This is a genomic window from Nonomuraea sp. NPDC049152 (assembly GCF_040648355.1).
GTDB lineage: Bacteria > Actinomycetota > Actinomycetes > Streptosporangiales > Streptosporangiaceae > Nonomuraea.
Genome location: NZ_JBEZDO010000068.1, coordinates 1 through 11,261, shown reverse-complemented (window position 1 = coordinate 11,261; position 11,261 = coordinate 1). Strand labels below are relative to the sequence as shown.

The following is an 11,261-nucleotide window of genomic DNA, read 5'->3' as shown; positions in this document are numbered from 1 at the left end:
AGCTCGAGAAAAGGGGCCTGGTCGTCCGCGCCGTCGATCCGGCCCACCGGCGCCGCGTCCTGATCTCCCTCACCGATCAAGGGCTGAGCCTGGTCAACACGCTCGTCGAACATCACCTCGCCAACGAGCGGCGGCTCCTGGAGGGCCTGAGCTCCGCCGACCGCGCCCAGATGCCCGTGCTCCTGCGCCGGCTGCTCGTCTCCCTCGGCGACACGGGGCCGGATGCGTCCGCCACCGGCGCATGAGAACGCGTCGCGACGACTTCCGAGATGACGAAGCGCCGTCCGGGCTCCCGCTCCACCCGGTTGCCGGTCGCCTACGACACGGTCCTTGGCCAGTACGCCGCCGCGTTGGAACACGCGCCGCTGTCAGCCGAGACCCGGCGCACCAACCGCTCCCCGCGTGCGCATAGCTGTACGTGGCCGAGGCAGCGCAACGCCGCGGCGTCGGGACCGCGCTGATGAACGCGCTGTCTGAGTTGGCGTTGGAGCAGACGACGATGCCAAGCCAGCAACGTCGCGGGAGTGACCAGCCGATGAGCGCGCAGCACCGCCGGCAACCGCCGAGCCAGGGCCGCAAGAACGGCCCGATCGGCCCAGTCCGGCTTCGGACGTGCCACCTGACGCCGCAGCACCGCCGCCACCTCGTGACGCAACACCATGATCTCAACGTCCTTCGACGCCTGGCTGCGGCTCAGCAACATCAGCCAGCCGAACACCCGGACCGTGATCAGGTAGAGCAGGCGAACAGACACAAAACGTGATCTTGTCTGCCTCCGTGGACTCGGTCAAACCACAGCTCAGAGCGGTCGCGACGGCCTTTTGACGCGGTACAGGGCTGGCAGACCCTCATCTTCGAACGCGGCCCGCAGCGGCGCGGCGGCTACGGCGTCACCTTCGGCGGCATCGGCCACGACGGCGGACTCTTAATCCGTAGGTTCCGGGTTCGAGCCCCGGGCGCCCTACCACTCTGACCTGCAGATTCGCCCACCTCTTGATCAAAGAATCATGAGGTGGGTCATACCTGGGTCACATCTGGGACACACCGGCACCACGGAAGCTTTCTGGCAGCGCACTTAGCGTGGCATCTGGTTCGTGGGGCGACGCCGGAGCCGGAGTGTCCGTTTCCGCAGCCTGCGACCTGTTCTTCGCGCTGTGGTGAGTACCAGGCGTGCCGTGGCCTCGGCCGCCGCGTGATGGAGCTCAGGTAAGACCGAGGTGTAGGTGTCGGAGGTCAGCACAATGCTGGCGTGCCCGAGTTGACCCTGGACCGTACGCAGGTCCACATGCGCGGCCAACGCTGTGGAGGCGGCGCCGTGCCGCAAGTCGTGCAGCCGTACCGGCGGCAGTCCGCTGGATGCCACCAAGTACCGGAACCGGTAGGTCAGGTAGTCCGGTCGTATCGGCTGGCCGTCCTCGCGGGTGAACACCCAGCCGGCGGTATCGAGCCCCTTCAGGTGCTGACGTTGCTGATGGCGGCGCAGGAGACGGACCGCCTCGGCGTCCAAGGCGGTTGTGCGCTGGCTCGCCTCGCTCTTGGGCGAGACGACTCGCAACTGGCCGTTGACATGGATGAGCTGCTGGACGACCGTGAGCTCACGGGTCTCCAGGCTGATGTCCACCCACCGCAGCCCGGCGAGCTCGCCGCGGCGCAGACCGCGCAGCGCGGCCAGCCACCACAACGGATACAACGCATCCTCGCGGACATGATCCAGAAAGGCCGTCAGGTGTTCGGTCGTCCACACCGCCACCGCCGGACGCTGCCCCGTGGCCTGCCACACCGCTACCCGACTCCGAGTCCAGACCTGGGCATGGGGACGCCGGGCGCGCGGCAGACGCAACCCGCGCGCCGGGTTCGCGGCCATCAGCCCTTCGCGGACCGCCTCATTGAGCGCCGCCCGCAAGGTGGCGTGGACCCGCTGCACCGTGGACGGAGACAGCGCCTTGCCGTACCGATTGCGCCGCTGAGCCAGACCGGCGAAGAAGCGACGCAGGTCGACCGGCCCCAACTCCGCGATCGGGACCCGACCCAAGCCGGGGATCAGATGGATCCGCACATGATCGGCGTAACCCTGCCGAGTGCGCTCGCGGACGGGCTGGAGGATGGTCAACCAGTGCCGCAACCACTGCGATACCGTGCACGCGGTACTCACCGCTCCTGAGACATCGGCTGCGAGGAGATCGCGGGCAGCTTGCATAGGGTGATCTGCGGTGCGGAAGCCGCCCCGCCGCACCCGCTCCCTACGCCCGCCCGGACCTACTGCTTGGACCGCGAAGTACCACGAGCCGTGGCCCTCATCGGCCAGACCGAGGCAGGCTCTGTCCTTACGCGAGCAACCACACCGCTTGTACACCACAGGCTCACGCATCTTGCTCCCCTTTTCTTCCACAAGACGGGCAAACCAGGAAGGAATGACGTCGCTCAGGCACCGCGAGCGTGACCGTGGACACGGCTGCGCCGAGCGGCGCACTCTCAAGGTCGTCACCGTCACCGCCGGACTGCTGTTCCCGAACGCCATGCAGGCCATGCAGATCAGGCGGCAGGTTCAGCACCTCAAGACGGGTAAATGGACCACGGTCACGGTGTACGCGATCACCAGCCTGCCCGCCTGGCAGACCAGCCCCGCCGACCTGGCGACCTGGATCCGCGGCCACTGGTCCATCGAGAACAAGCTCCGCTACGTCCGCGACGTCACCTTCGCCGAAGACCACTCCCAGATCCGCACCGGCAACGCACCCCGCGCCATGGCCACCCTGCGCAACCTCGCCATCGGCGCGCTACGCCTGGCCGGAGCGGGCAATCTCGCCCAGGCCATCCGCCATCTCTCCCGAGATGCCTCCCGCGGCCTCGCTATTCTCGGTTTCACATGATCAAGGAACCGGGCAAATCTCCACTATGCCGAAGCCCTGTCCCAAGAGGCGTTACGCCAACATCAGGGCATGACGCACAACAGCCCCTGCGATGAAACCCAGTCGTGGCCGAGGAATCGCCCAGTGATTCTTCCTATGATGATCAGATACTGGTCCAGGGTCTCCGTCTCAGACATCATATTGTCGTTAGGCAGATCTGCCCAATGGACGCGGTACTCTTCCTCGTCGAAGACGCTTCTGTACTCGCCATCGTGGACGTAGGTCAGCTCCTCAATCTCCTCGATTCCGCCGATGTAGGAAATTTCAAACACACGTCGGCCATGGCGGCTGAGCGCCTCTGCGGAGGACGCTTGCCCACCGCTGAGGAGAAGGACATGAGACCAGCCGGGTGCATGCGACGTGATCCAAACCCGCTGGGCAGGGCTCACGGGATCGTACGACCTCAAAGCGGTTTGAAAGTCGCACGTCTCTATCGTCTCCGCCGGGAAGTTCAGACGCCGGGCCACCTCGTGACGATCCTCGATACTGACCCATTGGGCGCCGAACCATCTGTCGAGCCCATGCGCCACCAGAAGTTGTTGTTGATTTTCGACAGGAAACGGGGTCATAAATATCCAGATTTCGTTGAGTAAGGGTCCGAAGGAAGGATGACGAGAGGCGGGAATTACGCCTCTCGCCACCTTTTAAATCTTCTCTCTCGTCAGGCCCTAGGGCTCAATGAGCACCCAGAACGAGTTTCCTTCGCCAACTCGGTATTCTGTGTACCATGTTCCAATTCTGCTGCCCTGCAGCCTGTTGTGGACTTTATTCAGGGCCCGCAAAGAGTACTTGCCCTGGGCGGTGCCGGCCCCTTCCTTGCTTGAGGCGAATGGATATTCGTCACAGCTGTTGGCTCCGCCGATAGGCAGTTTGTCCGCTCTAAATGGAGCCGGATACTTGCCTGGTTCGTAATATTTGCAGTAGTTGATGAATACCGCATGGTGCGGATTGTTTGCGGGGATTAGCCACTTCTTTTCATCCAGGGTGCCCATATCCATGAACATCTCGATCTTGGAGAATCGTTTCCTGTTGATGTCCTGGTCCCCAGATTTGAGCTTTGTTAGTGGGTCACCCTTGACGGCCCAGTTTCCGACGGTTATATTCTTGGCCTGCTCGGTGCCGAGTGTCTTGCTTGTGGGCACTTGCGATGGCGTATCCCAATCCGTCCCTGGCCTGTATGGCGGATAGGTCGGCATGAAGCCGGGGGTGAATGCGTCTTCGATATGCTTAATGACCTCCGCAAATTCCGGGTTCCGGCGGTAGGACATAACGAATACGCGCTTTGCTCTGGTATTGATGCAGCCGCCGCGCCGATCCTCAATATTCGAATTACCGGCACCGAAGACCCTGTTGTCGCAGCGGAAGTTCGGGATCCATCGCTTCCAGCCTGAGGGCTGTCCACTTCCCTTGCGGAATACACCGACCGTTTTGCCGTCCGCGGCTACAACCTCCTGACTCCACAGAGGAAGGGTGAGCCATTCCACCTCCGCTCCGAGAATTTCATCATAGAACACGGCGTACGGCTTGACCCTGCAGAGAAAGACGCTTGACGGGTCGATCGTTGCTCGAACGTTGAAAGTGTGGTACGGGCTGGAGACCCAGTCCTTGATGTTTTTCTTCTTGTCCGGGTCAGATTCGCAGTCGCCATCTTCCAGTCCCTCCGCGCCGGCATGCACCCTCGCCGCGACGGGTATGTCGCTCAGCTCTGACGCAGGAACGACAACGCGCCCATTCCCGTCGACGATCGCGAAGTCATCGAGCTGGACGAACACCTTCATGTCTGACGGTTTGATGCCGGTTCCGCTGTCGCCGACGACCCCGGTCCCGGTCGAGTTGCCGAGATAGCTATGGATAACCGTTGTGGCGCGGAAGCGGAGGGCGTGGTTGTTGTCGAACGGATTCGCTCGGCTGCAGATCCGCGCGAGGACACTACTCTTCTTCCCGAACGTCCCTTTGCAGAACGATTTCTTCATTTTGCCGTCCGAATCGTCCTCCTCATAGTCCTGGATGTAGAGATAGGCCGACCAGCACGAATTGTAGGACAGCTCGCGGATACGGGCATCATACTCCGCATAACCGGTCTCACCCGGACTGACCTGACACGTCTGCAGACTGATGCGCTGGTAGTCGAAGGAGCCCGGCACGGCTGCTGCCAGGGCTTGCGCGGCGGTTTCCTTATGCGATGCCGGCGCAGCCACAGACACTGGGGCCGAGGCCGACGTGATCACGCCGGTGACATCCTCAGCGCTGAGAGGTCGCTGGTAGATCTGGACCTCGTCAAGGTCGCCGTTCACCTTGCTGCCCAGGCTCATGGCGGTGTCTGCGTTCCACGTAGCGAAGCTGACGGGCGCGCTCTTGATGAGGGTTCCGTTGAGGTACAACGAGGCGGTCTTGGCCGTCGCGTCGTACACACCGGCCAGATGGAACCACTCACCGACCGGTGGTTCGACGTCGGACAGCACGCCCTCCACCGTCGCGTTCGCGGTGTCGGCGCCAGTGAAGGTGAACACCAGTCCGCGCTCAGCGGTGTTGCCGAGCCGGAAGGGGGCCTGGTGGGTGCCCTTCTGCTCGGCCACGGTGTAGTCGCCATCCTTGTCGCCCCAACGCAGCCAGGCGGCGGCGGTGAAGCTCTCGTCGGTGCGGATCACCGGTCCGGCGGTCTGCGCCAGGGACTCCTCACCGGGCTGAGTGACATCGACGGTCACCTGCTGCCAGTCCGACCAGGCCGACGAAGCGGCGGCGGCGACCGCACGGGCCCGCCAGCGCACCTTCCACCCGTCGATCAGCTTGTCCGCCGGGACGGCGATGCTCGCCTGAGTGCCAGAGGCCACGTCGTCCACGCCGCCGGCCCAGATCTGGCCGCTGCCCTGCCCGGCGGGGGCGGCCGGGTCATGCTCAATCTCGACCTCGGCCCGCAGCGCCTGGATCGTCGGGTGGGCGACGGTGGCCTGCAGCGTCGGGGTGAGCTTGGTGGTCACTGTCACGCCGTCGACCACCTTCGACGGGGTGATGGCCAGGCCGGTGGCGGTAGGCTTGGGCAGGCTGACGGTAAGCGCTTGCCAGCCCGACCAGGCGGATGCGACGGTGGCCGAGACTGCGCGGGCCCGCCAACGTACCTTCCACCCATCGGTCAGTTTGTCCGCCGGGACCGTGATGGTCGCCTGGGTGCCTGCCGGGACGTTGTCGGTGCCACCGGTCCAGATCTGGCCAGTACCCTGCCCGGCCGGTGCGGCCGGATCGTGTTCAACTTCGACCTCGGCGCGGAGTGCGCCGCCGACCGGGTCGCTCACCTGGGCCAGCAGGCTGGGGGTGAGGGCGGGGGTGACTGTGGTGCCGTCCACGTGCTGGGACGGCGTGACCTGCAGCGCGCCCACGGCCGGTTCTGAGACCGGGTCCGGCACATCCACGGTCAGGGCCTGCCAGTCCGACCACGGTGAGCCGACCGTGGTGGCGGTGTTCACCGCCCGGACCCGCCAGCGCACCTTCCACCCGTCCGTGAGTTTCGCGTTGGGGACGGCGATGCTGGCCTGGGTGCCGGATGCGACGTTGTCCACAGCGCTCGCCCAGATCTGGCCGGTGCCCTGACCGGTCGCGGCCGGGTCGTGCTCGACCTCGAACTCCGCCCGCACCGGCTGGGCGGCGGGGTCGGTGACGGTGGCGTGGAGGGTCGGGGTCACGCTCGTGGCCACGGTGACGCCGTTCACCACCTGTGAGGGGGTGACCTGGAAGGCGCCGACCGTCGGGTTGGGCACGTCGACCGTGGCCGTCTGCCAAGACGACCACGCCGAGGTGGTCGATGCGGTGGCGCTGACCGCACGAGCCCGCCAGCGGACCTTCCAGCCATCGGCCAGCTTCCCCGCGGGGATGCTCACCGTGGCCTGGTCACCGGACGTGACCGCCTGAGAGGCTCCGGCCCAGATCTGGCCGGCTCCTTGGCCGGTGGCGACGGGATCGTGTTCAACCTCGAATTCGCCGGTCAGGTTGCCGCCAGCGGTGTCGGCGACGGTTGCGGCCAGCTGTGGAGTGAGCGAGCTCGTCACGGTCGTGCCGGCAACATCCTGCGCCGGGCTGATCGTGAGATTAGCGATCGTGGGGGACGATGCCGGTGCGCTGGTCGTGACGACCAGCTTGGGCGGAGCGTTCCATTCAGTGCCCTCGGAGGAGGCGTAGTATCGCCATTCAATGGCTCTGTTTTCGGTGGGAGCCTTCAGCACCAGGCCGTGGTTGGCCGCGCCGGCTGCCCAGTCTTGGCTGATGCCGGTGATATTCCATTCCGTCGGAGTCTGGGTGCTCGTGCAGTCGATGGCTGCCTTGTTGATTTGGGCGTCTTCTGTGGTGAAGGCGGGCTTGTTCGCCCAATAGAGGTTGTTCTCATCCCAGGCACCGGTCACCCGGGCCACCTGCACACCCTGCCCGACTGCTGCTCCGCAGGCCGAGGACTCGATGATCGACATGGACAGCTTGGCATCGGTGATGGTCTTGCCGACCAACGAAGAGGTGTCGAAGCGCATGAGGGAGCGCATCGTCTGGCCCGTCTGTACACCGACCGGCAGAGTATTGCCCACCGGGTAGGCGGGGGAGTCGACTGTGTCGGTGCTGAAGACGCCAAGGTCGTTGTTGACCGGCAGCGTCGTGGTCGGATCCACTCGGACCGGGTACACAGTCTTCGGGTCCGACAGGAACGCGTGGTCCGGCTTGAGCACCAGCTCTGTGCGCCCGGCCTTGGACACGACTTGGGTGTCGATGACCGCGTGCTTGGCCAGCGGTAGGCGGCCCTTGGCGCTGCCGTCCCACATGATCGGCTGGGGGGCTGAGGCCACGAGCTTCTTGTCTTTACCCCTCAGCAGCAGCCGTCCGCCCTTGCCCTCGGACAGGGTCAGGCCGTCGCTCTCTACGCCGATGCGCAGCTCCAGCGGCTTGCTAGGTCGTTCCCGCAGTACGACATCGTGCCGGAATCCGGTCGGGAGCGCCGTCACAACTAGGTCGGCTCCGATACCGGCGGCGTCGGTGTAGGTGGCCACACTGCCCTTCACCGTCGGCTTCGGCAACGGTGTCGGCCAGCGCAGCGCATATGACTTCCCGTCGGCGGATATCTTCACGAACGGGTGCGTGCCGCCGGGGGTAAGTTCCATGACCGCGCCCTCGGCGAGGGCTTTGGGCCGCAACTTGCCGCTCTGCTCGGCCAGGGTGGTGTCAATCGGCACCCAGCCGCCGCCCTGCTTGGTCCGCACCGGACCGGCCGCGGCTTCGGTCTTGAACGTCTTCCCGTCGGGCTGGGCGTAGGTGATGCTGGTCGCAGTCGTCTCATCGGCAACCTCGATGGCCTTGCCCTGCGTGGCCGCCGCCCGCGAGGCGGCGATCCGCGCCTGCGACGGCATGTTGGAGACCGCGTTCCCACTCTTCCCGGCGATCCACGCCGCCGTCTCGTTCAGGCTCGCGTCGTGACCATTCCCTGATGAGTCCGCAGCCGTGCCGCCATTTCCCTCATCGAACTTCCAGTGGCCCGCAGCCTGCTGCAGCGTGGTGAAGGACCAGGTATGGGGGATCATCGTGTTTTCCCACATGTCGATCGCTTCCGACACCGTGACGGTGTACTTGGTGCCGGGGCGGAGCGGTTGTGTGGGCGTAAATGTCGCGATCTTGCCGGTGCTGTCAGATCCTGTCGTGCCCTGAATCTCAACGCCTTCGGCATTTCTCACCGAGAACGTCGGCTCACCGACCTCCTCGCTGAACGTCACCCGGACCTGGACTTCCAGGGCGACATCGGTGGCATCGTTGGCAGGCTCTGTCGCCACCACCCGCGGCTGTGCCGTGTCCTCCTCACCCTCTGGATTGCTGGTGTCCTCGCTATCGCCGGGGAAAAGGCAGCTCGGGGGAGAGTTGATCGGTGTTGACGGGGTCGCCATTGCCATACGGGTGCTTTTCGGTGGCAGCGATCAGCTCACCGCTCGGATCCAGCGAGTCGGCCGATTCGCCGGGTTCTGGCATATAAACGGACCGGGTGAGAGCTTCCTCGTACTCAGGAATCGAGGTGAGCGGCTCACGTGAGGAGATGACCACCGTTTCCCGGCGCCGTGGTGGCGCGGGCGTGTATTCGACCATCAGAGTCGGCGGGTGGCGGAACCCCGGGTAGGGGGTGCCGCCGTATTCGCTGGCGTAGTACTGGCGCCAGTTGATCGCCGGGCTCTCGGTGACCGCCCGCAGCAGCAGCCCGTGGTTGGGCACCTTCTGTTCGATCCAGGCGCGGGCCATGGTGGTGACGCGGTGCACGAGTTGTTCTTCCTTGGCGCACCAGCTGCCGGCGGGGGCTTCGTAGTTGTAGCCGTACTTGTTGCCCCCCTCGGTGCCACTGTTCGAGGGCTGCTTGGACCAGCTCAGGTTGGTCGACGTGCCGTCGAGGGTCCACGGGGAGGTGACACGGGAGGCGACGATGCCCGACCCGATCTCGCCGCACAGCTGGCCGTTGGGGCCGCCGGACTTGTAGTTCCACACATACAAGTCAGCGTCGATGACCTTGGCGCCCTCAAGCTCCGGCGCCTCGGTGTTGAACTTCAGGTACACGCGGGCGATATCGGCGCTGGTTTGGGTAGTGCCCGCGCGCAGCCATCCGGCCGTGGCGTTGTTGCTGCTCGGGTTGTTCTTGCTGACCCAGGCGTCGTTGGGGACGCCGCCGCCGAACCACTCCGAGGCGGCCGCGATCGTCACCGGATAGGTGACCGCCGAATCGGCCAGAAACTTCTCATCCGGGGAGAACACCAGCTCCGAGGTCTTGCCGGAGGTCTCCACGCTTGCGGTGACCGGGGAGCTCTTGCCCTCCTCGGGAGAGGCCTCAACCTTGGCGTCCATCGCGGTCAGCACGATCGGCGCCGCCTTAACCTGCCCCTTGGCGTCCTGCAGCTGTGGCAGCCCCTCAGAGTTCTTGCCGAAAGAGGTTCCCTTGGGCAGGGTGAGCGGCAGCCGTACCGTCACCGGGCCATCCGGCTTGCGCCGGAAGACCACCTGAGAGACGAACCCGTCGGCCAGAGCCAGCACCACCAGGTCCGCTCCCGCCGCGACGGCGTCGGGGTAGGTGATCGTATTGCCGGAGATCTTCGGCTCCGGTAGCGCCCGGGCCACCCCCAAGGCGATCTTGCCTTGCTCCTCGGCCGCCGATACCAGGCGCTTGGCCCCGCGCCCACCGAAGGTCAGCGGGGTCTTGACGCGTGCGGCCTGCAGCTTGCCGTCGCGGGTCACGATGCTGGTGTCGATGGGCTCCCAGACGCCGCTGGCCGGGTTCTTGAGCTGGATGGGCCGGGTGTGCAGTTGGGCGCGGAGGTTCTTGCCATCGGGGTCGGCCCAGACCTTCATGGTCTCGGTGAACCGGGCGGGCACCTCGACGGGCTGGCCGGACGCGGCCGCCTTCTCCCAGGCGGCCTTGAGCCCGGGGTCCGTCGCTTGAGTAGTCGCCGTCGTGGGCGTCGGGTCGGGAGGGTCTGCGGCCGCGGGTGCTGCCGTCACCGTGACGGGCATGACGACCGCCAGCGCCATGGCGAGCAGCCGCGAACGGCGTAATCTTCGTGAGATGCTCACTAACACCTTCAATCAGGTAAACGGGGGCAAAACAAGATCAGTTTTACCCCGGCTTTACCTGGAGCCACAACCCTTGAAGGCGAACAAATTTTCGATATTTTGAAGACTGGTCCTGCCGAAACTCCGTCCGTGCGGTTCAAGCAGCACTGCGCCTGCCGAATCTACGTCCATCCAGCTCAAGCGGCATGTGAGTACTCATGGAGAACTCCGCGTCGATCTCGCCGTCGTATGTCCAGGTCGTCGAGTCGCTTCGGATCGGTGATCGGATCCGGGACGGTACGCAGCGGTGCCGCTTGAGCCCGGGCCTGGTGGGCTCGGCAGGGCCGAAGCGTTCTCAGCTGGCGGGACACACACGGGCTGGACGAGGCCGGGCGGTTGAGGGCACCCCCGGGTGTGAATGACAAACGCGACCCCTCATGATCGTTGTGCGCGCCCCATGGACCGGGCGCGCACTCCACGTTGCGGGCCGCATCGACGCTCCTGATCTTCTTCTCCTGACCCTGCGCGTCCATGGCAACGAGCTGCGCAAGATCGGACGGAAGTCTGCTTCCGTTGCCTATCTCCAACACGCCGCCGAGATCGCTCCGGCCAGCGACCGCGGGGCAGTTCTCATCCCAGTGGCTCGCACGCTGGGTGAGATCGGCGATGCACGCGGATTCGACGCCGCCCTCACCGACCTGCACCGCCATCTGAGAGTGCGTTACGCGAGCTGATGTCCCTTTCGTCGTTGCGGTTGGATTAGGTCTACTGGTCGGCGATCCACCGTTCGGTCTACGGGCGCGG

7 protein-coding genes and 1 pseudogene are annotated in these 11,261 nt (G+C 65.2%); 4 read left to right on the top strand and 4 right to left on the bottom strand.

What is annotated here, in order from left to right; all coding sequences use genetic code 11:
* Positions 1-245, top strand: a pseudogene (locus tag AB0B45_RS50930) (MarR family transcriptional regulator); the annotation flags it as partial.
* Positions 246-418: 173 nt separating this feature from the next.
* Positions 419-763, top strand: a complete 345-nt coding sequence (locus AB0B45_RS50925) for a hypothetical protein (protein ID WP_358146205.1) — start codon at positions 419-421, stop codon at positions 761-763.
* A gap of 312 nt (positions 764-1,075) precedes the next feature.
* Here the strand turns inward: AB0B45_RS50925 and AB0B45_RS50920 are convergent, their stop codons facing one another.
* Entirely contained in the window at positions 1,076-2,110 is a 1,035-nt protein-coding gene (locus tag AB0B45_RS50920; RefSeq protein ID WP_358146203.1) for a tyrosine-type recombinase/integrase, read from the bottom strand.
* A 100-nt stretch (positions 2,111-2,210) separates the two neighbouring features.
* Here AB0B45_RS50920 and AB0B45_RS50915 point away from each other — a divergent pair, with 100 nt between their 5' ends.
* Entirely contained in the window at positions 2,211-2,870 is a 660-nt protein-coding gene (locus tag AB0B45_RS50915; protein ID WP_358146201.1) for an ISAs1 family transposase, read from the top strand.
* 62 nt (positions 2,871-2,932) lie between these two features.
* Here AB0B45_RS50915 and AB0B45_RS50910 read toward each other — a convergent pair whose 3' ends face one another.
* The 3 genes from AB0B45_RS50910 to AB0B45_RS50900 form a co-directional block, all read right to left on the bottom strand.
* Complete coding sequence (locus tag AB0B45_RS50910; protein WP_358146199.1) at positions 2,933-3,478, bottom strand: hypothetical protein; 546 nt, start codon at positions 3,476-3,478, stop codon at positions 2,933-2,935.
* 99 nt (positions 3,479-3,577) lie between these two features.
* A complete protein-coding gene (locus AB0B45_RS50905; RefSeq protein ID WP_358146197.1) occupies positions 3,578-8,821 on the bottom strand; it encodes a DNRLRE domain-containing protein in 5,244 nt (1,747 codons plus the stop codon).
* Positions 8,757-10,478 carry a DNRLRE domain-containing protein gene (locus tag AB0B45_RS50900; protein WP_358146196.1) on the bottom strand — a complete coding sequence of 574 codons (1,722 nt, stop codon included), beginning with the start codon at positions 10,476-10,478 and terminating at the stop codon, positions 8,757-8,759. Before AB0B45_RS50900 ends, AB0B45_RS50905 begins: the two co-directional genes overlap by 65 nt.
* Before the next feature lie 416 nt (positions 10,479-10,894).
* On the opposite strand from AB0B45_RS50900, the gene AB0B45_RS50895 reads away from it, so the two are divergent.
* Complete coding sequence (locus tag AB0B45_RS50895; RefSeq protein WP_358146194.1) at positions 10,895-11,191, top strand: hypothetical protein; 297 nt, start codon at positions 10,895-10,897, stop codon at positions 11,189-11,191.
* The last annotated feature ends 70 nt before the right edge of the window (positions 11,192-11,261 follow it).

Coding starts and splice junctions, on each gene's coding strand:
- AB0B45_RS50910 (WP_358146199.1), bottom strand. CDS start 3,478: ATGACCCCGTTTCCTGTCGAAAATCAACAACAACTTCTGGTGGCGCAT.
- AB0B45_RS50905 (WP_358146197.1), bottom strand. CDS start 8,821: ATGGCAATGGCGACCCCGTCAACACCGATCAACTCTCCCCCGAGCTGC.
- AB0B45_RS50895 (WP_358146194.1), top strand. CDS start 10,895: ATGATCGTTGTGCGCGCCCCATGGACCGGGCGCGCACTCCACGTTGCG.